Source organism: Novosphingobium sp. 1529, from assembly GCF_040544855.1.
GTDB classification, from domain to species: Bacteria; Pseudomonadota; Alphaproteobacteria; order Sphingomonadales; family Sphingomonadaceae; genus Novosphingobium; species Novosphingobium capsulatum.
In genome coordinates this window covers 242,935-266,184 of the sequence record NZ_JBEPKW010000002.1, presented here as the reverse complement: position 1 = coordinate 266,184, position 23,250 = coordinate 242,935, and the positions used below count along the sequence as shown (strand labels likewise).

Annotated in this window: 24 protein-coding genes and 2 riboswitches; of the genes, 7 read left to right on the top strand and 17 right to left on the bottom strand. The window is 65.5% G+C overall.

The genetic code is table 11. The features are described 5' to 3' along the window. Positions 1-55: 55 nt before the first annotated feature. The 3 genes from ABIC78_RS06535 to ABIC78_RS06525 all read left to right on the top strand — a co-directional run bounded on the left by ABIC78_RS06535 (position 56) and on the right by ABIC78_RS06525 (position 4,261). Positions 56-877, top strand: coding sequence for a winged helix-turn-helix domain-containing protein (locus ABIC78_RS06535; RefSeq protein WP_221198087.1), 822 nt, complete (start codon positions 56-58; stop codon positions 875-877). Between the two features lie 211 nt (positions 878-1,088). Beyond that, positions 1,089-2,660, top strand: coding sequence for a hypothetical protein (locus tag ABIC78_RS06530; RefSeq protein ID WP_354488399.1), 1,572 nt, complete (start codon positions 1,089-1,091; stop codon positions 2,658-2,660). Between the two features lie 101 nt (positions 2,661-2,761). Then, positions 2,762-4,261 (top strand): TadA family conjugal transfer-associated ATPase, encoded by a 1,500-nt coding sequence (locus ABIC78_RS06525; protein ID WP_028657883.1) that lies wholly within the window; start codon positions 2,762-2,764, stop codon positions 4,259-4,261. 3 nt (positions 4,262-4,264) lie between these two features. Here the strand turns inward: ABIC78_RS06525 and ABIC78_RS06520 are convergent, their stop codons facing one another. Further along, positions 4,265-4,510 carry a hypothetical protein gene (locus ABIC78_RS06520; protein WP_354488397.1) on the bottom strand — a complete coding sequence of 82 codons (246 nt, stop codon included), beginning with the start codon at positions 4,508-4,510 and terminating at the stop codon, positions 4,265-4,267. Positions 4,511-4,600: 90 nt separating this feature from the next. Here ABIC78_RS06520 and ABIC78_RS06515 point away from each other — a divergent pair, with 90 nt between their 5' ends. Both ABIC78_RS06515 and ABIC78_RS06510 read left to right on the top strand, forming a co-directional pair. Then, positions 4,601-5,512 (top strand): DMT family transporter, encoded by a 912-nt coding sequence (locus ABIC78_RS06515; RefSeq protein ID WP_354488395.1) that lies wholly within the window; start codon positions 4,601-4,603, stop codon positions 5,510-5,512. Between the two features lie 107 nt (positions 5,513-5,619). Then, positions 5,620-5,757, top strand: coding sequence for an entericidin A/B family lipoprotein (locus ABIC78_RS06510; RefSeq protein WP_022676376.1), 138 nt, complete (start codon positions 5,620-5,622; stop codon positions 5,755-5,757). A 90-nt stretch (positions 5,758-5,847) separates the two neighbouring features. Here ABIC78_RS06510 and gcvPB read toward each other — a convergent pair whose 3' ends face one another. The 13 genes from gcvPB to ABIC78_RS06445 all read right to left on the bottom strand — a co-directional run bounded on the left by gcvPB (position 5,848) and on the right by ABIC78_RS06445 (position 17,088). Beyond that, positions 5,848-7,401: an aminomethyl-transferring glycine dehydrogenase subunit GcvPB gene (gene gcvPB / locus ABIC78_RS06505; RefSeq protein WP_354488393.1), complete on the bottom strand. Its 1,554-nt coding sequence runs from the start codon at positions 7,399-7,401 to the stop codon at positions 5,848-5,850. Next, positions 7,398-8,756: an aminomethyl-transferring glycine dehydrogenase subunit GcvPA gene (gene gcvPA, locus ABIC78_RS06500; protein ID WP_354488824.1), complete on the bottom strand. Its 1,359-nt coding sequence runs from the start codon at positions 8,754-8,756 to the stop codon at positions 7,398-7,400. The genes gcvPB and gcvPA overlap by 4 nt, the downstream gene beginning before the upstream one ends. A 4-nt stretch (positions 8,757-8,760) precedes the next feature. Then, positions 8,761-9,132, bottom strand: a complete 372-nt coding sequence (gcvH, locus tag ABIC78_RS06495) for a glycine cleavage system protein GcvH (RefSeq protein WP_169047895.1) — start codon at positions 9,130-9,132, stop codon at positions 8,761-8,763. Further along, positions 9,132-10,301, bottom strand: coding sequence for a glycine cleavage system aminomethyltransferase GcvT (gene gcvT, locus ABIC78_RS06490; RefSeq protein ID WP_354488390.1), 1,170 nt, complete (start codon positions 10,299-10,301; stop codon positions 9,132-9,134). Before gcvT ends, gcvH begins: the two co-directional genes overlap by 1 nt. A gap of 32 nt (positions 10,302-10,333) precedes the next feature. Beyond that, a riboswitch (glycine riboswitch) is annotated at positions 10,334-10,459 on the bottom strand. Position 10,460: 1 nt separating this feature from the next. Next, a riboswitch (glycine riboswitch) is annotated at positions 10,461-10,568 on the bottom strand. A gap of 38 nt (positions 10,569-10,606) precedes the next feature. Then, positions 10,607-11,299: an NAD(P)H-binding protein gene (locus ABIC78_RS06485; protein WP_354488388.1), complete on the bottom strand. Its 693-nt coding sequence runs from the start codon at positions 11,297-11,299 to the stop codon at positions 10,607-10,609. After that, complete coding sequence (locus tag ABIC78_RS06480) at positions 11,292-12,455, bottom strand: deoxyguanosinetriphosphate triphosphohydrolase (protein ID WP_354488386.1); 1,164 nt, start codon at positions 12,453-12,455, stop codon at positions 11,292-11,294. Before ABIC78_RS06480 ends, ABIC78_RS06485 begins: the two co-directional genes overlap by 8 nt. A 5-nt stretch (positions 12,456-12,460) precedes the next feature. After that, positions 12,461-13,156 carry an aspartate/glutamate racemase family protein gene (locus tag ABIC78_RS06475; RefSeq protein ID WP_022676369.1) on the bottom strand — a complete coding sequence of 232 codons (696 nt, stop codon included), beginning with the start codon at positions 13,154-13,156 and terminating at the stop codon, positions 12,461-12,463. A gap of 124 nt (positions 13,157-13,280) precedes the next feature. Then, the gene (locus ABIC78_RS06470) at positions 13,281-13,604 is read right to left on the bottom strand and encodes a hypothetical protein (protein WP_171798514.1); all 324 of its coding nucleotides are present in this window, start codon (positions 13,602-13,604) and stop codon (positions 13,281-13,283) included. Positions 13,605-13,653: 49 nt separating this feature from the next. Then, positions 13,654-15,063 (bottom strand): NAD(P)(+) transhydrogenase (Re/Si-specific) subunit beta, encoded by a 1,410-nt coding sequence (locus tag ABIC78_RS06465; RefSeq protein ID WP_354488384.1) that lies wholly within the window; start codon positions 15,061-15,063, stop codon positions 13,654-13,656. After that, a complete protein-coding gene (locus ABIC78_RS06460) occupies positions 15,063-15,347 on the bottom strand; it encodes a proton-translocating transhydrogenase family protein (RefSeq protein ID WP_022676366.1) in 285 nt (94 codons plus the stop codon). The genes ABIC78_RS06465 and ABIC78_RS06460 overlap by 1 nt, the downstream gene beginning before the upstream one ends. 3 nt (positions 15,348-15,350) lie before the next feature. Next, positions 15,351-15,710, bottom strand: coding sequence for an endonuclease domain-containing protein (locus tag ABIC78_RS06455; RefSeq protein WP_309804498.1), 360 nt, complete (start codon positions 15,708-15,710; stop codon positions 15,351-15,353). A gap of 121 nt (positions 15,711-15,831) precedes the next feature. Then, positions 15,832-16,950, bottom strand: coding sequence for an NAD(P) transhydrogenase subunit alpha (locus tag ABIC78_RS06450; RefSeq protein ID WP_354488822.1), 1,119 nt, complete (start codon positions 16,948-16,950; stop codon positions 15,832-15,834). 15 nt (positions 16,951-16,965) lie between these two features. After that, on the bottom strand, positions 16,966-17,088 hold the full coding sequence (locus tag ABIC78_RS06445; protein ID WP_022676364.1) for an aa3-type cytochrome c oxidase subunit IV: 123 nt from the start codon (positions 17,086-17,088) through the stop codon (positions 16,966-16,968). Positions 17,089-17,231: 143 nt separating this feature from the next. Between ABIC78_RS06445 and ABIC78_RS06440 the strand changes: the two genes are divergently transcribed. Then, positions 17,232-18,650 (top strand): sigma-54-dependent transcriptional regulator, encoded by a 1,419-nt coding sequence (locus tag ABIC78_RS06440; RefSeq protein WP_062782799.1) that lies wholly within the window; start codon positions 17,232-17,234, stop codon positions 18,648-18,650. A gap of 103 nt (positions 18,651-18,753) precedes the next feature. Here ABIC78_RS06440 and folP read toward each other — a convergent pair whose 3' ends face one another. The 3 genes from folP to rnhB form a co-directional block, all read right to left on the bottom strand. Beyond that, positions 18,754-19,863, bottom strand: a complete 1,110-nt coding sequence (folP, locus tag ABIC78_RS06435; protein ID WP_354488380.1) for a dihydropteroate synthase — start codon at positions 19,861-19,863, stop codon at positions 18,754-18,756. A gap of 142 nt (positions 19,864-20,005) precedes the next feature. Then, positions 20,006-21,160: a site-specific DNA-methyltransferase gene (locus ABIC78_RS06430; RefSeq protein ID WP_168351102.1), complete on the bottom strand. Its 1,155-nt coding sequence runs from the start codon at positions 21,158-21,160 to the stop codon at positions 20,006-20,008. Between the two features lie 219 nt (positions 21,161-21,379). After that, a complete protein-coding gene (rnhB, locus tag ABIC78_RS06425) occupies positions 21,380-22,009 on the bottom strand; it encodes a ribonuclease HII (protein ID WP_354488820.1) in 630 nt (209 codons plus the stop codon). 10 nt (positions 22,010-22,019) lie between these two features. Between rnhB and ABIC78_RS06420 the strand changes: the two genes are divergently transcribed. Continuing rightward, on the top strand, positions 22,020-23,186 hold the full coding sequence (locus tag ABIC78_RS06420; RefSeq protein WP_354488378.1) for a PQQ-dependent sugar dehydrogenase: 1,167 nt from the start codon (positions 22,020-22,022) through the stop codon (positions 23,184-23,186). Positions 23,187-23,250 lie beyond the last annotated feature (64 nt).

The window sequence follows — 23,250 nt, the reverse complement described above, 5'->3', positions numbered from 1 at the left end:
CCCTCGTTAAGCCGGTGTCCCTCATCCCTCCCCTCCCACTGATGGACCCTGACGAATGCCCCTTGCACACTCCGAACTCCGCCCAAATCCCGCCGGTGCCATGCGCTTTGCCCGCAACGACGCGATGATCACCGCACCCGCTCCGGCCAACGGTTATGAGCCCGCCATGCGCCGCACCCATGATGCCCGCATCGCCCTGCTCGATGAAGATCAGCAGACCCGCGACATGCTGCGTGAATACCTGGAAGGCCAGGGCATGCACGTGGTGCCCGTCGCCAATGGCACCGAACTGCGCCATCTGGTGTCGCAGGAACCGATCGATGCGGTGATCCTCGATGTCATGGCCCGTGGCGAGGATTCGCTCGGCCTGCTGCGCGAAATGGCCGAACAGCCCGGCACGCCGCCGGTCATGCTGCTGTCGGCCGTGGCCAGCGATATCGATCGCATCGTCGGCCTGGAACTGGGCGCAGACGATTATCTCGCCAAGCCGTTCAATCCGCGCGAACTGCTTGCCCGCCTTCGCGTGGTGCTGCGCCGTGGTAACGCCGCCACCGCGCGCGCCGCTGCCACTCCGGTGCTGACCTTTGCCGGCTGGGTGCTCGATCCCACGTTCTATGTGGTGCGCGATGCGGCTGGCCGCGACGTTGACCTGACCAGCGGCGAATTCAAGCTGCTCCATGCCCTGGCCGTCCACGCCGGCCAGGTCGTCAGCCGCGAAGCGCTGCTGCGCCTGGTTCATGGCGACGAAGCCGAAGCGTTTGACCGCGCCATCGATGTCGCCGTTTCGCGCCTGCGTGCCAAGCTGGTGCGCCACGGCGGCGGCGCCCTGATCCGCACGGTACGCGGCGAAGGCTATCTGTTCGCGGCCCGCATCTGACCGCAAACTGACGCAACACCCCAAGACCTGGCGCCGCGTCCCTCCGCGCTGCTGAGTCCTGGAAGGCTTGGAACGGGGCTGCATCGCCAGGCGGTGCAGCCCCGTTCGCGTTTGCGCATGTCGCCAGCAAGCGCGCGTTAACCATTCCTTGGCCTCCGTCCTTTTATTCCCGCCCTAGCCATAGCGACGGACAAAAAGGGGCAGACGGGGCATGACGCAGATCCACGGCGGCGACACGATCGCACCCTGGCTTTGCGCGCGGGCGCCGCTGTTGGCGCGGGTGCTGGCCTGGATAGCCCGCACGACCTTGGCGCTGGATCGCGCCGTCAACGCAGCCTTGGCCACAACCGTTGCGTGGACCGGCGCGATTTGCGCGGTCATCGCCCTGCAAATCCTGCTGATCATCACGCACAAACCCTGGTTGGACGAATGGCAGGCCGTGTTGATCGCGGTGCAGACGCCAACGTGGCCCGATCTGCTTGCCGCGCTGCGTTATGAAGGCCATCCCCCGCTGTGGTACGCGATCCTGCGCAGTCTGGCGCACTTTCTATCTGCGCCATTGCTGACCCTGCCGGTCGCAGCCGCCCTGATTGCGGTTCCGGGCCAGCTTGCCATCCTGCTAGGTGCACCCTTTGCGCGCAGCCAGCGGTTGTGCCTGGCCCTGTCGGAATTCGTGCTTTTCGAATTCCTGACCGTGTCGCGCAGCCTCACCCTGGGCGCGGTGTGCGTGTTCCTTGCCTTGGCGCTGTGGCGACGCGGCCACTGGGCCTGGCCACTCATCATCTTGTTGCCGCAGTGCGATTTCCTGTTCGGAGTGCTGTCGTTCATATTCGTCGGTTGGCGCTGGGCCGAACGACGCGCGCCGCTGGGCTGGCTAGGCGGGTGGATCGCCTCGGGCCTGTTGGCAGCATGGTGGGTGCGCCCCGCACCCGACGTGGCGCCCGCCATCACCCAACATGGCCCGTTTGCCCGCCTGGTCGATTGGCTGGCAGGGATGAGCGCACAGGGCCTGCCGCTGCAGTGGCATGGCCTGCGCCCCGAATGGGACCAGCCGCCCCCGGCGCTGCTCGGCGCGGTTGCGCTGTTCGCGCTGGCGGCGATGGCCTGGACGCAATTGCGCGGCCGCTGGGCCGACCGCGTGGTGCTGGCCGCTTTCGTTGGCTTCACCCTGGTGTTCAGTTTGGCGGTCTATGCTCTGTCGATCCGCCATCTCATGCTGTGCACGCTGCTGCTCGTGGCGATGGTCTGGCGCGATACCCTGCGCGGTGGCGCCGGGCCGGGCGTGTGGATGCGCGGCTGGCTGTGGCTCGCGGCCGGGTGCGGCGTGTTCATGGCGGTGGTCGCCCTGATCATGCCGTTCAACAACAGCGATCGCGCCTCCGCCTGGATCGCGTCTCATAACCTGAGCCAGGAACGCTGGCTGGCTTTTCCGGAAAGCGCGGGCGAGGGAATTTCGGGGCTGAGCGGCATGCCATTTCAACGCCTGGGCAAGCGCTGCACGCAAAGTTTTACCCGCTGGAACAATCCCGAACCGCAAAAGCTGGTCAATGGCGCGCAGTTCTATCGCGTACTGGCGGCCACGGCGAAACACGAAGGCGGCTTTTATCTCCTGAGTGACTTTTCCCTGCCCGACATGCCGCCGCTGATTCGGCGGATCGGAGACGTCCCGGCCGGATTGGATGGCCAAGCCTTTCATTTCTATAGAGTTGGTGAAGGATTGCCGCCGCGCGGCCAGGCAACACCGCCATGTACGGCGCCATTGCGGCCTTTTGTCCGTTTTTAGGGAATCCTGAAGGTTTCCCTCGTATTCACTACGTCTGAAATGCCGTTCCTGACCATTGTCGGGCTACGGCCCCGGAAGAACGAGTTGACAGGAAAAGACGCATGAGCGCTTTTGGCCGGAAGACAGGTTTGGGTGGAGCCACCGCCGCGCGCCCCTCGTTCGGCGTTGCCCGGCCGATGAAAACTGGCGAAGCCGCAACGGCCGTGCCCGCTGGCTTTGTCGAAGCAAGCCCTCTGCCCGGCGCCAACGATGACATGGGCGGCAAGCATGCCGATGCGATGAGCCGCCTGGCCGAACGCATCAACGGCGTGGTGGACAACACCTACCAGGCCGAAGGCTTCGAGGCGTCGGTCCACAAGATCAAGGAACAGGTGCTGCCGCGCCTGCTCGAACGTGTCGATCCCGAAGCCGCCGCAACGCTGACCAAGGATGAACTGTCGGAAGAATTCCGCCCGATCATCATGGAAGTGCTGGCCGAACTGAAAGTGACGCTGAACCGGCGCGAGCAATTTGCGCTGGAAAAGGTGCTGATCGACGAACTGCTCGGGTTCGGTCCGCTCGAAGAACTGCTCAACGATCCCGACGTGTCGGACATCATGGTCAACGGGCCAGAGCAGACCTACATCGAAAAGAAGGGCAAGCTCCAGCTCGCACCGATCCGCTTCCGCGATGAAAGCCATCTGTTCCAGATCGCGCAGCGCATCGTCAACCAGGTCGGCCGCCGTGTCGACCAGACCACCCCGCTGGCCGACGCCCGCCTCAAGGACGGCAGCCGCGTCAACGTCATCGTGCCGCCGCTCTCGCTGCGCGGCACGGCGATCTCCATTCGTAAGTTTTCCGAAAAGCCGATCACGCTCGATATGCTGCGCGATTTCGGCTCGATGAGCGACAAGATGTGCACGGCGCTGAAAATCGCCGGCGCGTGCCGCATGAACATCGTGATTTCCGGGGGCACGGGCTCGGGGAAAACCACGATGCTCAACGCCTTGTCCAAGATGATCGACCCGGGCGAGCGCGTGCTGACGATCGAAGACGCGGCCGAACTGCGCCTGCAACAACCGCACTGGCTGCCGCTGGAAACCCGCCCACCGAACCTGGAAGGCCAGGGCGCGATCACCATCGGCGATCTGGTCAAGAACGCGCTGCGTATGCGCCCTGACCGCATTATCCTGGGCGAAATTCGCGGCGCGGAATGCTTTGACCTGCTGGCGGCGATGAACACCGGCCACGATGGTTCGATGTGTACGCTGCACGCCAACAGCCCGCGCGAATGCCTGGGCCGTATGGAAAACATGATCCTGATGGGTGACATCAAGATCCCCAAGGAAGCGATCAGCCGCCAGATCGCCGAGAGCGTCGATCTGATCGTTCAGGTCAAGCGCCTGCGCGACGGTTCGCGCCGCACCACCAACATCACCGAGGTGATTGGGATGGAAGGCGACGTGATCGTGACGCAGGAACTGTTCAAGTTCGAATACCTCGACGAAACCGAAGAGGGCAAGATCATCGGCGAGTTTCGCCCGTCGGGCCTGCGCCCCTATACCTTGGAAAAGGCGCGCCAGTTCGGCTTTGACCAGGCGTTCCTGGAAGCCTGCCTCTGATCCTCAGCTTGCCAGGGCGGTGCGCAAGGCGCCGCCCAGCAGCACGCAGGCCATGAAAAAACACAGGGCATAGATCATCGTCCAGGGCATGCAGCCCACGCGATCGAGATCGGCACGCCTGCTGCGCCGCCGTTCGGCCACTAGCGCCACGATCGCCACCGCCAGCAGCACGCTGCCAACGGCCGCCACGGCTTGCCACGGCCCCTGCCACACCTGCTGCCAGTCTATCGTGCGCCACCGTTCGATCATGGCGGCGCCATGGCCGCAGCGCCGGCACGATGCAACCCCGCGATCGACAAGCCTTGCACTCGCATCGCCCTGCGCCTAGGCGCGCGGGCCATGCCGTCTCGTGAAAGACCCTTTCTGGCCCTGGGCCTGCGCCTGGTGGCAATGGCCATGCTGTCGACCATGCTGGTGCTGGTCAAGCTGACCGGCGAGCGCGGCATGCCGCTGCCCGAAACCATGTTCTGGCGACAGACGCTGCCGGCACTCATGCTGCTGGGCTGGCTTGGTGCGCGTGGGCAACTGCATCGCCTGCGCACGGCGCGGCCGTGGGTTCATTTCCGCCGCGCGATGATCGGCACGGCCGGCATGTTCCTTACGCTCGGCGTCGTGCAGATCCTGCCCCTGGCCGAGGCGACCGTGCTGGGCTTTACCGCCCCCGTCTTTGCCGTGATCCTCTCTGCGTTCCTGCTCAAGGAACGGGTGGGTCCGTGGCGCTGGACGGCGGTGGCCATGGGCCTGCTGGGCATCGTGATCATTGCCGGCCCGAACCAGACCCATCTGCCCGCGCTGGGCGTGGCGGTTGGCGTCGGCGCGGCGTTCATGGTGGCGCTGGTCTCGATCCAGCTGCGCGACCTTGGCCGCACGGAAGAGCCACTGACAGTGGTCTTCTATTTTTCCGCGATGAGCGCGCCGTTCCTGGCGCTGTTCCTGTTCCGCACCGGGGTGCACCATGATGCCCTCGGCTGGCTCATGCTCGGGGGCATTGGCCTGGCCGGCCTAGGCGCGCAGTTGCTGATGACAGCCGCGCTGCGGTTCGGCCCGGTGTCCAGCGTGATCGTGATGGATTACTCGCAATTTGGCTGGGCCACGCTGTGGGGCTGGCTGGTCTTTGCCCACCTGCCGCCTGCCACCACCTGGATCGGTGCGCCGATCGTGATTGCGGCAGGGCTGATCATCGCCTGGCGCGAACATGTGCGGCACCGACAGCAGCAACCTAGCCCGCCTACCGCCTCTGCCATGGCGTGAACGCAGGGTCCTTAGGGCAAGGAACCGCATGCGGATTGGCTCGTTCTGTGCGCGTTCGGAAGGGCATGTTTCAAGCCTTTCGTCCCACAAGGAAGGGAGCCAATCTCATGATGCGCAAGATCATCGTCGCGGCCGCCATGGGCGGCCTGCTGCTGGGCACGGCTGCGTGCAACACCGTCAAGGGCGCCGGCAAGGACATTCAGTCTGCTGGCCAGGCCGGTTCGGACGCGATCAACGGCAAGTAAGTACGCCGCGATCTGAAATAATAAAGGCGCCGCGAGATCAGTATCTTGCGGCGCCTTTTTACGTTTGGCCATCAAATTCCTAGGCGCACCTCAGGCACTCCACACCAGGCGCGGCTTGCGCGCAGCGCGGGTTTCATCAACGCGGCGGCGCGGGGCAAAGTGCGGGGCAGACTTGAGCGCGGGATCGCCGGCCTTGGCGCGCGCGCCCAGGCTTTCCATCGCCATGATGAACTGATCGAGGCCGGCCTTGCTTTCCGTCTCGGTCGGCTCAACCAGCATCGCTCCGTGCACGACCAGCGGGAAGTAGACCGTCATCGGGTGATAGCCCTCGTCGATCAGGCCCTTGGCGAGGTCCAGCGTGGCAAAGCCATCGGCAAAGCCATCATCGCTGAACAGCGCCTCGTGCATGCACGGGCCGGCTGCGGCGAATGGCGCGTGGAGCACGTGCTCCAAGCGGCGCAGCACATAGTTGGCGTTGAGCACGGCATCGCCCGATGCCTGGGCGAGGCCATCTGCGCCGTGGCTCAGGATATAGGCCAGAGCGCGGCTGAACATGCCCATCTGGCCATGGAACGCGCACATGCGACCAAACGCCTCGGGCGCCTCAGCGGCGCTATCGGCCTCTTCCACCAGGCGCAGCATGCCATCGCTGCCAGGCTTGACGAACGGCAGCGGCGCGAATGGCGCCAGCGCGTCTGACAGCACCACCGGACCGGCACCCGGACCGCCCCCGCCGTGCGGCGTGGAGAAGGTCTTGTGCAGGTTGATGTGCATGGCATCCACGCCCAGATCGCCCGGGCGCACCCGGCCGACGATGGCGTTGAAGTTGGCGCCATCGCAATAGACATAGCCGCCAGCGGCATGCACCGCATCGGCAATGGTCTTGAGATCGCGCTCGAACAGGCCGCAGGTGTTGGGGTTGGTGATCATCACCCCGGCCACATGCGGGCCGAGCTTGCCGATCAGCGCGGCGGTATCGACGCGGCCATCGTCGGTGGCGGGGATCGCCTCCACCTGGAAGCCGGCAAAGGCGGCGGTGGCCGGGTTGGTGCCATGCGCGCTTTCGGGCACCAGGATCACCTCGCGCTTGTCCCCCCGCGCATCGAGCGCGGCGCGGATCGCTAGCAAGCCGCACAGTTCGCCATGCGCACCGGCCTTGGGCGTCATCGCCACGGCGGCCATCCCGGTCAGCTTGACCAGCCAGTCAGCCAGTTCGTCGATCACCTTGAGCGCGCCCTGCACCGTGCCTACCGGTTGCAGCGGGTGCACATCGGCAAAACCGGGCATCCGCGCGACCTTTTCGTCCAGGCGCGGGTTGTGCTTCATCGTGCAACTGCCGAGCGGGAACGGCCCGAGGTCGATCGCATAGTTCTGGCGCGAGAGGCGGGTGTAGTGGCGCACCGCCTCCGGCTCGCTCAGGCCCGGCAGGTCCACCGGCGCCGCGCGCAGGGCGAGGCCAGCGAGCGGCGATCCGGGTACGTCGTCGAAATCAACGCCGCAGTGGTCCATCCGCCCCACTTCGAACAGCAGCGGTTCTTCCAGGTGCAGCGCGCGGTTGCCGGTCACGGTTTCGGGCGCTTCCAGCGCGGCAGGAATGCGGTCACCCAGTTCGGGGCGCCAGCCGGCGGGGTTCAGAACAGTCATGCCAGTACCTCCGCAAGCGCGGCGCACAGAGCCGCGATGTCTTCATCGGTCGTGAGTTCGCTGGTGGCGACGAGCAGCACGTGGGTGAGATCAGCCTGCCCCGGCACCAGCCGCGACAGGGCAACGCCGCCCAACACGCGACGGGCCGCCAGCGCATCCACCACCTCGGCCGCCGGGCGCGGCAGCGTGATGGCAAACTCGTTGACATAGCTGGCGTTGACCACGGCCACGCCCGGCAGCGCCGCCAGCGCGGTGGCCGCCTGGACCGCGCGCAAATGGCTGGCGCGGGCCATGCGGGCCAGGCCTTCACCACCCAGCAAGCTCAGGTGAATGCTGAAAGCCAGGGCGCAAAGCCCTGAATTGGTGCAGATATTGCTCGTCGCCTTTTCGCGCCGGATATGCTGCTCACGCGTGGACAACGTCAGCACAAAAGCGCGCTTGCCATCGGCGTCCACCGTTTCGCCGCAGAGGCGGCCCGGCATCTGGCGCACATACTTTTCGCGGCAACCGAACAGGCCCAGGTAAGGCCCGCCGAACTGCAGGCCAACGCCGAGCGACTGACCTTCGCCGACGACGATATCCGCGCCCAGCGTGCCCGGGCTTTCGATCAGGCCCAGCGCAACCGGCTCGGTCACCACCGCGATCAACAGCGCGCCCTGGGCCTGCGCGGCCGCGGCAATGCGCTTGAGATCGGGAATGCGGCCCAGCACATCAGGATACTGCACCAGCACGCACGATGTTTCAGCGTCGATCGCGGCGATCAGCGCTTCGTCATCGGCCTGTGCCGACACTTCAGGCTTGGTCGTCACCAGCGTATCACCGGTAAAGCGCGCCATGGTCTGCGCCGTGCCGACATAGTGCGGGTGCAGGCCGCCCGAGAGCACGGCCTTGCTGCGGCGGGTGATGCGGCCCGCCATGGCGATGGCTTCCCAGCACGCGGTCGAGCCATCATAGAGCGAGGCATTGGCCACATCAGTGCCGAACAGGCGCGCCACCTGGGTCTGGAATTCGAACAGCACCTGCAGGGTGCCTTGGGCGATTTCCGGCTGATAGGGGGTGTAGGCGGTCAGGAACTCACCGCGCTGGATCAGGTGATCGACCGTGGCGGGAACATGGTGGCGATAGGCCCCTGCCCCCAGGAAGAACGGTACCTGGCCGGCGGTGAGGCTTTCGGCCGAAAGCCGCGCCATGTGGCGTTCCACCGCCATTTCGCTGGCATGGCCCGGCAGGCCCGCGATTGGGCCAGAAAGCCGCGCCGCTGCCGGAACATCGGCAAACAGCGCATCGATATCCGGCGCCCCGATCGTGGCGAGCATTTCGCCACGATCACGGTCACTCAAGGGAAGATAGCGCATCGTGTCAAAGCCCCGCGACATGGGCGGCATAGGCCGCCTCGTCCATCAACCCATCAAGCTGAGCGGCATCGGCCAGCGTCATGCGCCACAGCCAGCCCTCGCCTTCCGGCGCGGAATTGACCAGTTCGGGGGCGCCTTCCAGGGCCGGGTTCACTTCGGTCACGGCGCCCGAAACCGGGGCATAGACATCCGAAGCGGCCTTGACCGAATCCACGACAGACGCGCTGTCGCCCTTGGCCAGGGCAGCGCCCACGGCGGGCAGTTCGACAAAGGTAATGTCGCCCAGTTGGCTCTGCGCATAGTCGGTGATGCCGACAGTTGCAGCATCGCCTTCAACCACAAGCCATTCGTGATCAGCGGTGAAATAGCGGGTCATCAGGCGGCTCCTTTGCGCACGTAACGATGGGGATGGAAGGGAAGCGAAACGACAGTGGCGGCAAGGCTCTTGCCGCGCACGGAAAGGGTCAGCGCGGTGCCGGGTGTGGCCAGCGCGGTTTCGACGAAGGCCATGGCAATCGGCCGCTCCAGGCTGGGGGCAAAGCCGCCAGAAGTGACGGTGCCAACGGTGCGGCCATCTGACACCACCTCGGCGCCTTCGCGTGCGGCCATGCGGCCTTCAATCAGCAGGCCCACGCGGCGCCGCGCAGTGCCTTCGGCAAAAGCCTTGGCCAGTTGTGCGGCACCGGGGAAACCGGCATCGGCCACGCGGCGGCGGGCAGGAATGGCAAAGCCAAGATCGGCCTCTACCGGATCGATATCGGGCGAAAGATCATGGCCATAGAGCGGCAGGCCGGCTTCCAGGCGCAGCGAATCCCGCGCGCCCAGGCCAATCGGCTTGACCTGCGGCTGGGCCAGCAGGGCATCGGCCAGCGCCGTTGCATGATCGGCGTGAACCGAAATCTCAAAGCCATCTTCGCCGGTATAACCCGACCGGCTGACGCCCAGCGCCACACCGTTCCACACGAACGGCGCAGCTTCCATGAACACCAGGCTGTCGAGCGTTCGGGCCGGATCGGCCGCCGGCACCAGGCCCAGCGCGCCGAGCGCCAGGGTGGCTTCCGGTCCTTGCAGCGCCAGCAGCGCGTGGTCTGCCAAGTGGTCCAGCGTCACGCCGTGCGGCAGGCGCGCGGTGATGTGGGCGATATCGGCATGCTTGGTGGCGCCGTTGACCACCACGTAGAAATCCGGGCCGCGATTGGTCACGATCAGATCGTCAAGGACGCCGCCGTCGTCCGCCAACAGCAGCGAATAGCGCTGCTTGCCGGGCTTGAGCGTGGTGAACGCGCCGGGCAGCAAGGCCTCCAGCGCCTGCCCGGCATGGTCACCGCGCAGCACCAACTGGCCCATGTGCGACACATCAAACAGCCCGGCATGGGCGCGGGTCCACTGGTGTTCGGCCAGAATGCCTTCGTACTGCACCGGCATGTGATAGCCGGCGAATTCCACCATCCGGCCGCCGCGTGCGCGGTGCCAGGCATCGAGAGGCAGGGTGAGGATAAGCGGCTTTTCGCCCGCAATCGGGGCGAGATCGTATGTGTCACTCACAAGTTTCAACTCCGCACAGAGGTGCACCCAACGGTGCCCCCTCTGTCACGGAAACCTGAGAGCTTTCCCCCGCGCCCCTAGTTGTGGCGCATCGCGGGGTTACCCCTTCGGCGGCCCCATTTCCCTGCGGAAATGCAGCACTTTCCAGAGTGTCGCTATAGACCCCGTGCGGTCCTTTAGCCTGAGAGATTCCGGGGCGGTTGCTCCTTCGGCGTCACTGCTTTTTCACATATGCGAATCAGCAGCAAACTCTCCCGCGCGGGTCAGCGACAGGCCCGCCCTTTCGCGCAGGCACCCCGTGCAAGTCAACTGCCTGGATAAGCAGTCCCGCGCGCAGCGCTGTGGATGGAGCGAAAATGGTGGACGAACCGCCCATCTGCCTGGACGCTGGCCAGGTTTATAATCGCCTGGCCCACCGTGCTGGCGGTGATCGAGCGATAGCGGGAAAGCGAGCCCCTCAGCGCCCAATCGACCAGCGGCGCCACCGCCATGCCCAAGCGCTCTGCCGGGCGGACCGCGCCTTGGCGGGCGCCGCGCAGCAGGCCGGGTCGAAATATATCGCACCGGGCGAAGCCCAGCGCTGCCACGTCGCGCTCCACCTCACCCTTGGTGGCGAGATAGAACGTGCGCGCAGCCGGATCAGCGCCAACCGATGAAACTAGGATGGCATGGGCAACGCCCGTCTGGCGCGCCGCCGTCGCACAGCGCAGCGTGAGGTCATGGTCCACCGCCCGAAAGGCGGCGCGATCGCCACCCACCGCCGCGATCGTCGTGCCCAAGGCCAGCACGATCACATCAGGGCGCACCTGCGCCACGGCATCGGCCCAGTATTCGGGCGCGATCACCAATTGGTCCATCTGCGCGCCGGCGGGCAAGGTCGCCGCACGGCGCCCCAAGGCAACCATGCGCAAGCCGGGCCGGCCGGCGGCGGCAGCCAGCACGGCTTGACCCACCAGCCCCGTCGCGCCGACCAGCAGCACGCGGACGGGATCAGACATTGCTAAGTCCCTCAGGCACTTGCCCGACGATCTTCGCGTAACAGTCGATTGCATAGCGGTCGGTCATGCCCGCAATGAAATCGGCGATAACGCGGCTGCGCGCCGGCTCTGCCGCCGGCAAGCGCGGCTGCCAGGCGGCCGGCATGTGTCCGGCATCGGCGCGATAGGCAGCAAACAGCGTTTCCACCACATGCCGCGCACGATCGGCCGCCTCCACCTGCTCGGGATGAAGGTAGAGCCGCGCGTACATGAACTGCTTGAGCGTGCGTTCTTCCCGCCGCACCTCTTCGGAAAACCCACAAAGCGCGCGCCCGGCCGCGCGCACAGCCGCCACGCTGTCAACGCCGCTATCATCCAGGCGCCGCTGCGTTTCGCTGATCACGTCGTTGACCATCCGGCCGATCTGCCCCCGCACCAATTCGCGCAGCAGCCGCTCGCGCGGGGCATGGGGATGGCGCGCCTCGATCGCGTACCATTGATCGGCCACGAAAGGCAGTTCCAGCAGATCGTCCAGCGTCAGGAAACCGCCGCGTAGTCCGTCGTCGATATCGTGGTTGTCATAGGCAATGTCGTCGGAAATCGCGGCGATCTGCGCCTCGATCGAGGCGTGGCTGGCGAGATCGAGCGGAAAGGCCTGGTCGAGTTCGGCCAGCGCCCAGGTGGGCTTCTTCACGGGGCCGTTGTGCTTGGCCAAGCCTTCGAGCATTTCCCACGTCAGGTTGAGGCCATCATGCTCCACATAAGGGCTTTCCAGGCGCATCAGCACGCGCAAGGTATTGGCGTTGTGATCAAACCCACCGCAATTGGACAGCGCCGCCTCCAGCGCATCCTCGCCGGCGTGACCGAACGGCGGATGGCCGATATCGTGGGCCAGGCACAGTGCTTCGGTCAGGTCTTCATCCGCGCCCAGGGCACGGGCAATCACGCGCCCGATCTGCGCCACTTCCAGGCTGTGCGTCAGCCGCACGCGATAGTGATCGCCATCGGGCGCGATGAACACCTGCGTCTTGTGGCGCAGCCGGCGAAACGCGATCGAATGGATGATCCGGTCGCGATCGCGCTGGAATTCGCTGCGCGGGCCGCGCACCCCGCCCTGCTCCAGCGAAAACTCTCGCCCGCGCGAGGCAGCGGGATCGCAGGCCCAGGGCGCGCGCATATCTGTCACCCCGCGCCCAGAATCCAGTCTGCCGCCGCCTCGGCATGGATGCGCGTGCCGTCATAGATCGGCAGCACGTTGGCATCGACATCGATGACCATGTCGAGTTCGGTGCAGCCGAGCACCACGCCTTGCGCGCCGGCCTGGCCCATCGTGGTCAACAAGGTCTTGAACGTGCGCTCGGCCGAGCGCGTGGCGCGACCCTGCATCAGCTCTTCATAGATGATCCGGTCGATCTCATCGACATTGTCCATCACCGGCGGCAGCAGTGTCACCCCATGGGCCACTAGGCGCTTGCGGTAAAAGCTTTCGACCATGACATTGCGCGAGCCGATCAGGGCAGCGGTCTTCACGCCGTTGGCCTGCATCCGCGCGCCCACGGCATCGGCAATGTGGATCACCGGCACGCCCACCGACGCGGCAACCTGGTCATAGACCTTGTGCATCGAGTTGGCGCCGATCAGAAGCGCGGTGGCACCAGCCTGCTCCAGCCGCTTGGCGCTCTGCACCAGCACGGTTGCGGCGTGGGCCCACTCGTCCGCCGTCGAAAGCCGGGCCAAGCCTGCAAAATCCAGGCTTTCGATCAGCAATGGCGCACTCGACAACGTGCTTGTGCGCGCCTGAACCAGCTTGTTGAGATGCTCGTAATAGGTGCGGGTCGAAACCCAGCTCATGCCGCCGATAAGGCCAATCTTGCGCAAACCACTATCTCCCACCGGCGGCCCCCGCCGGTCAGTCCCGTTTCGATGGCCTCCAGCCTTAGGCAAGACCACTGCCCAGGTCCAGCGGCCCACGGCAGCGATCCACCGTGTGCGCGCACGCGGTTCACCGCTTTTCGGGGGCCAATCCCATGGCGCAGAGCGCAGCGGCGCTGACCGTCACTTGCACCAGTTGCGGATCATCGAGCCGGCGCACGGTCCACACGTAATCAGCCAGGCTGCGCTTGGGCGCCTGCAGTGCCTCCAACCGGCGCAACTGGCCCAGCGAGAGACGATCGGTCATGCGCTCGGCCATGCAGGCGGCATTGGCGTGGGACAGGCCGGCATCGACCAAGGCCGTGCGCACGCGGCCCTCGGCCAGTTTGGAGACGCAGCCGGTAGAAACGAGCGACAGCGCGGCGACGACGGCGACAAGAACGATGGGCTTCATGCCCGCCTTCTCGCCCCGCCGCGCCGACGCTGTCAACCAGGGGTTATCCTCAATGCTGGAGCGCCTTAACGATCTCCTCCACCATCTTCTTGGCGTCGGCCAGCAGCATCATCGTCTGGTCCATATAGAACACATCGTTGTCGACGCCCGAATAGCCGACCCCGCCCATGGAGCGCTTGACGAAGAAGATGGTCTTGGCCTTGTCCACGTCGAACACCGGCATGCCATAGATCGGGCTGGATTTGTCGGTCTTGGCCGCGGGGTTGACCACGTCGTTGGCGCCGATCACGAAGGCCACGTCGGCCTGGGCGAAATCGCCCTGGATGTCTTCCAGTTCAAAGACTTCGTCATAGGGGACGTTGGCTTCGGCCAGCAGCACGTTCATGTGCCCGGGCATGCGCCCCGCCACCGGGTGAATGGCATATTTCACGTTGACGCCATTGGCCTTGAGCACGTCACCCATCTCGCGCAGCACGTGCTGTGCCTGGCTGACAGCCATGCCATAGCCGGGGATGATGATGACGTTTTCGGCTTCCTTCATCAGGAACGCCGCGTCTTCGGCAGAACCGCGCTTCCACGGGCGCTGCTCCTTGGCCGCGCCGCCGCTGACGGCTGCTTCGGCGCCAAAGCCCCCGGCGATCACCGACAGGAACGAGCGATTCATCGCCTTGCACATGATGTACGACAGGATCGCACCCGAAGAGCCGACCAGCGCGCCAGTGATGATCATGGCGGTGTTGTGCAGGGTGAAACCCATCGCCGCCGCGGCCCAGCCGGAATAGCTGTTGAGCATCGAGACCACCACCGGCATGTCTGCCCCGCCGATCGGGATGATCAGCAGGAAGCCGATCACGAAAGACAGCGCGGTAATCGTGGCGATCACCCAGGCACTTTGATCCTGGGTGAACCAGCCGACGAGCCCAAGGATCGCCAGCAGCGTACCGAGGTTGATCACATGGCGCCCCGGCAGCAGGATCGCCGCGCCGCTCATCTTGCCAGCCAGCTTGAGGAACGCGATGACCGAGCCGGAGAAGGTGATCGCGCCGATGGCAATGCCCAGGCCCATTTCCACCCGGCTTTGCGGTTCGATCAGCCCTTGCGCATCAAGAATGCCGAAAGCCTCGGGATTGGCATAGGCCGCCAGCCCCACCAGCACAGCCGCCAGGCCCACCAGCGAGTGGAACGCGGCCACCAGTTGCGGCATCGCCGTCATCTGGATGCGCCGCGCGATGATGAAGCCGATGCCGCCACCAATGGCGATGGCCACCGCGATTTCCGGCAGGCTGGCGATCGAATGGGTAACCAGCGTTGTCGCCACGGCAATCGTCATGCCGATCATGCCATAGCGGTTGCCCGCCCGGCTCGTGCCCGGCGAAGACAAGCCCCGCAGCGCCATGATGAACAGCACGCCGGCGACGAGGTAGGCCAGGCCCACCCAAGGAGAGGAAGCGTGCTCCATCACTTCTTCTCCTTCTTCTTGTACATCGCCAGCATGCGCTGGGTAACGGCAAAGCCGCCAAAGATATTGACCGACGCCAGGACCACCGCGCCGAGCCCCAGCACCTTGGCCAGCGGCGACCCCGCCGCTGCCGAAGCGACCAGCGCCCCCACGATGATGACCGAGGAAATGGCATTGGTCACTGCCATCAACGGCGTATGCAAGGCCGGCGTGACCGACCAGACGACGTAATAGCCGACAAAGCAAGCGAGCACGAAAATGCTCAGGATCGATATGAAGTCCATAGATCAGGTACCTTCAGATCCTCCCCCTGCGGGGGAGGTGGCAGCGCCTAGCGCTGACGGAGGGGGTGCTGCTTGGCACGCGGTTATAATGGCTTGGGCCGTGGCATCAGGGTCGCGGAGAACGTCGGCGGCGGGAATGCGGATCACGCGAAGCCCGTGGCGTTTCATCCACGCCGAACGCCGGGCATCAGCAAGCGGGCGAGCGCCCATGTCATGCGAAATCCCGTCGATCTCGAAGACAGTTCTAGACGCAGCGCAATAGAAATCAGCGACAAAGCCGCCCACCGGGTGCTGTCGGCGCAGCTTGATTCCCGCAGGCCGCTGCCGAAAGCGCTGCCATAGCAGAACCTCGGGCAAGCTCATGGCTTTGCGCAGCTTTCTCGCGCTTGTCAGTGCTTGCACGCTATGATCGCGCATCGCTACCCCCTCCACCGCCCTGTGGGCGGTTCCCCTCCCCCGCAGGGGAAGGATCACTCGTCCACACTCACCCCTTGAGCCTTTCATGCACGACCTGCCCGCCTTGCGTCAGGCGGATGGCGTTGCCGATTTCCTCGTCCAGCACCGGGCGGCCTTGTTCCTTGTCCCAGAAGGCGGAGAGAAAATTGAACAGGTTGCGCGAGAACAGCGCCGAAGCATCGGCCGGCAAGAGCGCGGGCGTGTTGGCATAGCCGACGATTTTCACGCCGTGGCGTTCCACCACTTGGTCGGCCACGCTGCCTTCCACGTTGCCGCCTTGCGCCACGGCGAGGTCATAGATGACCGATCCCGGGCGCATCGTAGCGATCTGGGCATCGCTGATCAGGCGCGGCGCGGCGCGGCCGGGGATCAGCGCGGTGGTGATGACGATGTCCTGCTTGGCGATGTGGCTCGATACCAGTTCGGCCTGGGCCTTCTGGTATTCGGGGCTCATTTCGGTGGCATAGCCGCCCGCGCCTTCGCCCTCGATCCCCGCCACGTTCTCCACGAAGATCGGCTTGGCGCCGAGCGACTGGATCTGCTCCTTGGTGGCAGAGCGCACGTCGGTGGCGGAAACCTGCGCACCGAGGCGGCGCGCAGTGGCGATGGCCTGGAGGCCGGCCACGCCCACTCCCATGATGAAGGCCTTGGCCGCACTGACCGTGCCGGCCGCTGTCATCATCATTGGAAAGGCCCGGCCATAGAGATTGGCCGCCACCAGCACGGCCTTGTAGCCAGCCAGATTGGCCTGCGACGACAGGATATCCATCGATTGCGCGCGGGTGATGCGCGGCATGAATTCCATCGCCAGTGCCTCAAGCCCGGCAGCGGCATAGGCATCGACCCGGGCGCGCTGGCCAAAGGGATCGAGCCCTGCCACGATCCACGCACCAGGCGCGGCGCCAGCCAACAGCGCCGGATCGGGCCCCTGCACGCCCAGCACGATCTGCGCGCCGGCGGCGACATCGGCGCTGGCAATCGCCGCACCGGCGGCCTGAAAATCATCGTCGGAAATACCGGCGCCCTTCCCCGCGCCGCTTTCCACCACCAGTTTGGCCCCCAAAGCCGAGAGCTTGCGCACCGTTTCCGGTGTCGCCGCCACCCGGCTCTCCCCCGTCGCGCGTTCCCGAAGGACGGCGATCGTTATGTCATGTGACATTCTTTATTGTATGATCAGGATCACGAAAGCGACGATGAGCGCGATCACCGGCACGGAGACCTTGATCATCGAGATAAAGCCTTCGTAGGTTTCGCGTGCAGCCTTCATATCATTGGCAGACGTCATGCTCACTCATCCCTCGTTATTATCCTTGGGCGCACCTTAAACCGCTGCCCCGCGTCTCTCAAGGGCGATTGAATGGCCTGATTGTTTAATCAGGTTTTTACCAGAAATGCGTAATAGGGTGTTGTTTCAACCACGGGAAAATCATGGCCGAAGCCGACGACCGCCTGCTGATGCTGATCGATGATGAGCCTGCGCAATGCCGGCTGATCACGGCACTGGCCGCACGCGAAGGGTGGCGCACGCTCGTGGCCCGCGATTCCGAAACCGCGATTGCCACGCTCGGCACGCGCCAGGGCATGCAACTGGGCGCCATCATCCTGGATCAATGGGTTCCGGGCGACGATGCCTGTGCGCTGATCGCCGAACTCAAGGCGCGGCGCCCGGCCCTGCCGATCCTGATGCTCACCACCAGTGCCTCGCCGCTGCTGGCCGTAGAAGCCATGCGCGCTGGCGCGACCGATTACCTGATCAAGCCCGTGGCACCCGATCGCCTGCTCCAGGCCCTGCGCAGCGCAACCACGCGCGAGGCGCCCGCGGCAGAGCTTCAGCCGCTGACCGAAAAGATCGGCACGACGCTCGACTTTGATTCGATGATCGGCGCCGCGCCGGCATTCCGCGCCGCACTGGCCGTGGCGGCCAAGGCGGCGCGGACCCAGCAGACGGTGCTGATCGAGGGCGAAAGCGGCACCGGCAAGGAAATGCTGGTGCGCGCGATGCACGCCGCCAGCCCGCGCGCCAAGGCGCCGCTGCGCATCGTCAACGCTGGCGGCATTCCCGCCAACCAGATCGAAAGCGTGCTGTTCGGCCACGAAAAGGGCGCGTTTCCCGGGGCCTTCGATCGGCATATCGGTGCGCTGCAACACGCTGACGGCGGCACGCTGGTGATCGACGAGGTCGATCGCCTGCCCCTTCATGTGCAGGAACGGCTGACCCAGTTCGTCGAACGCGGCGATGTACAACCGATTGGCGCGCGCCACTCGTTCCGCATCGACGTACGCCTGTTCGCGTGCAGCAATGCGCCGTTGCGCGATCTGGCCGAGGCGGGTTTCTATCATGCGCCCCTGGTCGATGCGCTCAGCACGGTGCACGTGCATCTGCCCGCGCTGCGCCAGCGGTCGGGCGATATCGCCGCGCTGGCCCGCTATTTCCTTACGCGGATCGGGGAGCAGCCGGGCCTGCGCCCGCTTGGCATCACCGATAGCGCGCTGGCCCTGCTCAAGGCCTATGACTGGCCGGGCAACGTGCGGCAATTGCAGGCCACGCTGTTTCGCGCCGCCGTGTTCTGCGATGCAGAAACGCTGACCGCGCAAGACTTCCCCAATCTCTCGACGATGGTGGGCGAAACCCCGCGCAGCCCGGCGCCGATCAGCGACGGTGCCGGCGTGATGCTGTTCACCGCCGACGGCAACCTGCGCCCGCTGGAAGAGATCGAGGCCGATGTCATCCGCCTGGCGATCGGCCACTATCGCGGACGGATGACCGAAGTGGCGCGGCGCCTGGGGATCGGCCGCTCGACGCTCTACCGCAAGCTGTCGGAACTGGGCATCGACAACGCGGCCTGACGGGGGCGTGCGCGGCTGGGGGCTTCGACAGGCTCAGCCCGAACGGATTAAAGAGCAGTTTGTGAATACCGTTCGGGCTGAGCTTGTCGAAGCCCCAGCCGTCTCAACCTACCTGCGAAAAATCAGTCAGCGCCGCATCGCGCAGGCCGCGCCACACGCGCATGGCCTGCACCGTTTCGGCCACATCGTGCACGCGCACCATGTGGCAGCCCGCCTCCAGCGCCTTGATCGCGAGCATGACCGAGCCACCCAGGCGCTGGTCTGCCGGTGCCTCGCCGGCCAGGGCGCCGATCATGCGCTTGCGGCTGGCGGCAAACAGCACGGGTTGGCCCAGCGCGTGGAACAGCGGCAGGGCGTTGATCAGCGCCAGGTTTTCGGCCAGCGTTTTGCCAAAGCCGATGCCGGGATCGAGCATGATCTTGTCAGCGGCAATGCCAGCGGCCAGCGCGGCATCACGCCGGGCGCGCAGGTCATCGAACACATCGAGCACGACATCGCGATAATGCCCATCGGCGTGGAGGTCGTCCGCACCGCCCGGCGCATGCATCAGCACGACCGGCGCGCCGCTGGCAGCGACAATCTCCATGCTGCGCGGATCGTGGCGCAGGGCGGACACATCGTTGACGATATGCGCCCCGGCGGCGAGCGCCGCGGCGATCACGCTGGAGCGGCGGCTGTCGATCGAAATGGCCGCGCCGGTGGCGGCAAGGCGCTCGATCACCGGCACCACGCGCTTGATTTCGTCCCCCTCCCACACCGCGGCGGCATTGGGCCGGGTGGATTCCCCACCCACGTCGATCACCGCCGCGCCCGCCGCCAGCATGGCCGAGGCATGGTCTAGCGCGACATCGGGCTTGTCGAGGAACTGGCCGCCATCGGAAAAGCTGTCGGGCGTGACGTTGAGAATGCCCATGACCAGCGGCTGATCGAGACGCAGCACCCGTTCGCCACAGCCGATCGGGCCATGACTCTTGCGCAGGTTGGCCCATTGCGCGCTGGCGTCGGCGGCCAGCGCATCGGGCAAGGCAGCAATGGCAGCAGCTACGTCGCCCGCGCTGACAACCTGGCGCGAGACCACCTTGCCGTCACCCCGCACCAGCAGGGCAAAGCGGCTGGCACAGGCGAGCCCGCCGGCCAGGCGCACGGCCTGGCCATCGTCAGCCTGCGGGCTTTCGGTCAAGGCGATGGGGCGAAGGTAAACCGTCTCGTTCATGCCAAAGCCTTTGCCCTCAAACACCACAGATTCGTCACCCCGGACTTGATCCGGGGTCCAGCTTCCTTTGGACACCTTGCGCCGCTTGCAAAGAAAAGCGGGCCCCCGGGTCAAGCCCGGGGTGACGGTTGAAATACTTCCCTTAGTCTTCCACGGCCAACAGGTAGCGCTGGCGCAGCACGTCGATCGGCTTCATCTCGCCCTTGTCCATGAAGTGCCAGAACGTCCAGCCGTTGCACGAGGCGGCGTTCTGCACCTTGGAGCCCATACCATGGATCGACCCGGTATCCTCGCCCACGGCCAGGCTGCCATCGGCGCGCACCACCGCCTGCCAGCGGCGCTTCTTGTCAGCGAGCACGGTGCCCGGCGTCAGCCAGCCGCTTTCCACCAGCGAGCCGAACGGCACCTTGGGCGCGGCACGCTTGGACTGCATGGTCTTAAGCGCGCTTTCATCGAGCGGCAGAGCCAGGTCGATACGCTCCTGCGCCACTTCGATATAATCGTCCTCGCGCTCGCACCCGATCCAGTTGCGGCCCAGACGCTTGGCCACAGCGCCGGTAGTGCCGGTGCCAAAGAATGGATCGAGCACCACGTCACCCTTGTTGGTGGTGGCCAGGATCACCCGATAGAGCAGCGATTCCGGCTTTTGCGTGGGGTGCGCCTTGGTGCCGTTGCGCTTGAGGCGTTCCTTGCCCGAACAGATCGGCAGCACCCAGTCAGAGCGCATCTGCAGTTCATCGTTCAAGGTCTTCATCGCCCGGTAGTTGAAGGTGTACTTCGCCTTCTCGCTCTTGGCTGCCCAGATCAGGGTTTCGTGGGCATTGGTGAACCGCGTGCCCTTGAAATTGGGCATGGGGTTGGTCTTGCGCCAGATGATGTCGTTCAAGATCCAAAAGCCCATGTCCTGCAGCATGGTGCCCAGGCGGAAGATGTTGTGATAGCTGCCGATCACCCAGATCGAGCCATTGGGCTTGAGCAGGCGATAGGCTTCGCTCAACCATTCGCGGGTAAAGCGGTCATAGACGGCAAAGCTGTCGAACTTGTCCCAGTGATCGGTCACGGCGTCGACATGGCTGCCATCGGGACGGGCCAGGTCGCCGCCAAGCTGCAGGTTGTAGGGCGGATCGGCAAAGATCATGTCGATCGAACCGGTGGGCAGCGAACGCATCATGTCGATGCAATCGCCCTTGAGGATGCGGTTGACGGGCAGCGCGGGCGCCTGGACCCCATTGGCCAGAGTGGCAGTGGCCACTTTGGCCCGCAAGGCGCGGGTGCGCGTTTTCACTGCCGTAACCATGATACTTCCTTCCACTGTCGCTTGTTGACGTGGAATCTGAATCATCGCGACTCGCAGGTCAAGGCGCGACTCGCCGATTTGCGGCGAGTCGCAGCGCTGCAAAAGCGGAACGGAACGAGTCCGCCAACCACATCTAGAGTCTCGGTGGGGGTGTGCGACTCAAGATATGGTGTGCGCAACTGTGGAAAATTTATTCGCAGGCCTTGCGCCGAGTCGCAGCTAGAGAAGCAACAGTTGCGCCACGGGGGCAAAACTGCGCCGATGCAACGGCGTGGGGCCATGCGTGCGCAGGGCGGCAAGGTGCTGCGCCGTGCCATAGCCGGCGTTGCGCTCCCAGCCGTAGTGCGGATGGAGTTCGGCCGCCGCCCGCATCATGCGGTCACGGTGTTCCTTGGCGATGATCGAGGCCGCAGAAATGCACGGCTCGATCGCGTCGCCACCGACAATCGGCCGCGCCGGCCAGCACCAATCGGCATGGCGCCCGTGCGGCGTGAGATTGCCATCGACACGCACCTCGCCCACATCGCCCTGCAATTGCGCCACGAGTTCCTGCACGGCGAGGGTCATCGCCAGCATGGTGGCGCCAAAGATGTTGAGGCGGTCGATCTCGGCCGGATCCACCACACCCACGCCCCAGTGGCACGACGCCTTGATCTGCTCTTCCAGCACCGCGCGGCGCTTGGCCGAAAGTTTCTTGGAATCGGCCAGCCCTTCGGGCGGTCGGCGCCCCAGCACAACGGCGGCGGCCACCACCGGGCCTGCCAGGGGGCCGCGCCCGGCTTCGTCCACGCCGATCACATGCCCGGAAACACGGGCGATTTTGGTGGCACGAGTGCGGGTTTCAGGCATTGTAGCGGGCATGACGAAAAAGATCCTTTGCCTCCTATCGCCGCTCGCGTTCCTGGCTGCAAGCTGTGGATCGCAGGCCCAGCCCGACAATGCCGCCGCTGCGCCGGAACAGCGCGATGGGTTTGTCATCACCGATCTGGCGCGTTTCGACAGCCCTTGGGCCATGGTGTTCCTGCCCGATGATGGCCAAGGCAAGATGGCCGTGCTGGTGACCGAACGCACCGGCGCGCTCAAGCTGTGGCGCGAAGGGGGCAAGGCCGTCGCCGTCACCGGCACCCCCAAGGTGGACGCCGGCGGCCAGGGGGGCCTCGGCGATGTTGCCCTCGCCCCCGATTTTGCCACCAGCGGGCTGGTCTATCTCACCTGGGTGGAAGCGGGCGCGGGGGATACGCGCGGCGCCGTGCTGGGCCGCGCGCGGCTGGTGCGCGATCAGGGCTCGCCCCGCCTTGAAGGCCTCACGGTGATCTGGCGGCAGGTACCCAAGGTTTCCGGGCGCGGTCATTTTGGCCATCGCATCGCCTTTGCGCCGGATGGCCAAAGCCTGTTCCTGTCTTCGGGCGAGCGGCAGAAGTTCACCCCGGCGCAGGACATGAACACCAACCTGGGCAAGATCCTCCACCTCACGCTCGATGGCCAGCCCGCGCCGGGCAATCCCTTTGCAGCGCAAGGCGCCATTGCCGCGCAGATCTGGACGCTTGGGCATCGCAACCCGCTGGGGCTGCAGTTCGATGCCCAGGGCCGCCTGTGGGATCTCGAACATGGCCCGGCCGGCGGGGACGAGCTTAACCTGCTTTCACCCGGGAAGAACTATGGCTGGCCGCTGGTTTCCGATGGGGACAACTATGATGGCACGCCGATCCCGCGCAACGCAACGCGGCCAGACCTGGCCGCGCCGGCGATCAGCTGGAATCCGGTGATCGCACCGGGGGACTTCGTGTTCTATTCGGGCAAGGCGTTTCCGCAGTGGCGCGGGCAGGCGCTAATCGCGGCGCTGGGCGCGGCCGGGATCGTGCGCGTGGGCCTGGAACCGGGGCCAGACGGCCGCCCCGTGGGCAAGGAACTGGAGAGGATCGACTTGGGGACGCGGATACGCGAGATTCGCGAAGCACGTGATGGTACGCTATGGATTCTCGAAGACGGCGAAAACGCCCGGCTGAGAAGGCTTGCCCCGCGCTGATTTTGCGGGCAGGCGGCGGCACCATGCTCTAAAGGCAGAGCCACGCTCATGAGGCCAGAGCCAA

What these genes read in the sequence shown, in the direction of transcription:
- ABIC78_RS06455 (WP_309804498.1), bottom strand. Translation starts at nt 15,710, where the DNA reads ATGAGCTTGCCCGAGGTTCTGCTATGGCAGCGCTTTCGGCAGCGGCCT.
- ABIC78_RS06480 (WP_354488386.1), bottom strand. Translation starts at nt 12,455, where the DNA reads ATGCGCGCGCCCTGGGCCTGCGATCCCGCTGCCTCGCGCGGGCGAGAG.
- ABIC78_RS06465 (WP_354488384.1), bottom strand. Translation starts at nt 15,063, where the DNA reads ATGGAGCACGCTTCCTCTCCTTGGGTGGGCCTGGCCTACCTCGTCGCC.
- ABIC78_RS06485 (WP_354488388.1), bottom strand. Translation starts at nt 11,299, where the DNA reads ATGTCTGATCCCGTCCGCGTGCTGCTGGTCGGCGCGACGGGGCTGGTG.
- ABIC78_RS06515 (WP_354488395.1), top strand. Translation starts at nt 4,601, where the DNA reads ATGCCGTCTCGTGAAAGACCCTTTCTGGCCCTGGGCCTGCGCCTGGTG.
- gcvPA (WP_354488824.1), bottom strand. Translation starts at nt 8,756, where the DNA reads ATGCGCTATCTTCCCTTGAGTGACCGTGATCGTGGCGAAATGCTCGCC.
- gcvPB (WP_354488393.1), bottom strand. Translation starts at nt 7,401, where the DNA reads ATGACTGTTCTGAACCCCGCCGGCTGGCGCCCCGAACTGGGTGACCGC.
- ABIC78_RS06460 (WP_022676366.1), bottom strand. Translation starts at nt 15,347, where the DNA reads ATGGACTTCATATCGATCCTGAGCATTTTCGTGCTCGCTTGCTTTGTC.
- ABIC78_RS06445 (WP_022676364.1), bottom strand. Translation starts at nt 17,088, where the DNA reads ATGACGTCTGCCAATGATATGAAGGCTGCACGCGAAACCTACGAAGGC.
- ABIC78_RS06520 (WP_354488397.1), bottom strand. Translation starts at nt 4,510, where the DNA reads ATGATCGAACGGTGGCGCACGATAGACTGGCAGCAGGTGTGGCAGGGG.
- ABIC78_RS06440 (WP_062782799.1), top strand. Translation starts at nt 17,232, where the DNA reads ATGGCCGAAGCCGACGACCGCCTGCTGATGCTGATCGATGATGAGCCT.
- ABIC78_RS06525 (WP_028657883.1), top strand. Translation starts at nt 2,762, where the DNA reads ATGAGCGCTTTTGGCCGGAAGACAGGTTTGGGTGGAGCCACCGCCGCG.
- gcvH (WP_169047895.1), bottom strand. Translation starts at nt 9,132, where the DNA reads ATGACCCGCTATTTCACCGCTGATCACGAATGGCTTGTGGTTGAAGGC.
- ABIC78_RS06510 (WP_022676376.1), top strand. Translation starts at nt 5,620, where the DNA reads ATGATGCGCAAGATCATCGTCGCGGCCGCCATGGGCGGCCTGCTGCTG.
- rnhB (WP_354488820.1), bottom strand. Translation starts at nt 22,009, where the DNA reads ATGCCTGAAACCCGCACTCGTGCCACCAAAATCGCCCGTGTTTCCGGG.
- folP (WP_354488380.1), bottom strand. Translation starts at nt 19,863, where the DNA reads ATGAACGAGACGGTTTACCTTCGCCCCATCGCCTTGACCGAAAGCCCG.
- ABIC78_RS06430 (WP_168351102.1), bottom strand. Translation starts at nt 21,160, where the DNA reads ATGGTTACGGCAGTGAAAACGCGCACCCGCGCCTTGCGGGCCAAAGTG.
- ABIC78_RS06470 (WP_171798514.1), bottom strand. Translation starts at nt 13,604, where the DNA reads ATGAAGCCCATCGTTCTTGTCGCCGTCGTCGCCGCGCTGTCGCTCGTT.
- ABIC78_RS06530 (WP_354488399.1), top strand. Translation starts at nt 1,089, where the DNA reads ATGACGCAGATCCACGGCGGCGACACGATCGCACCCTGGCTTTGCGCG.
- ABIC78_RS06420 (WP_354488378.1), top strand. Translation starts at nt 22,020, where the DNA reads ATGACGAAAAAGATCCTTTGCCTCCTATCGCCGCTCGCGTTCCTGGCT.
- ABIC78_RS06535 (WP_221198087.1), top strand. Translation starts at nt 56, where the DNA reads ATGCCCCTTGCACACTCCGAACTCCGCCCAAATCCCGCCGGTGCCATG.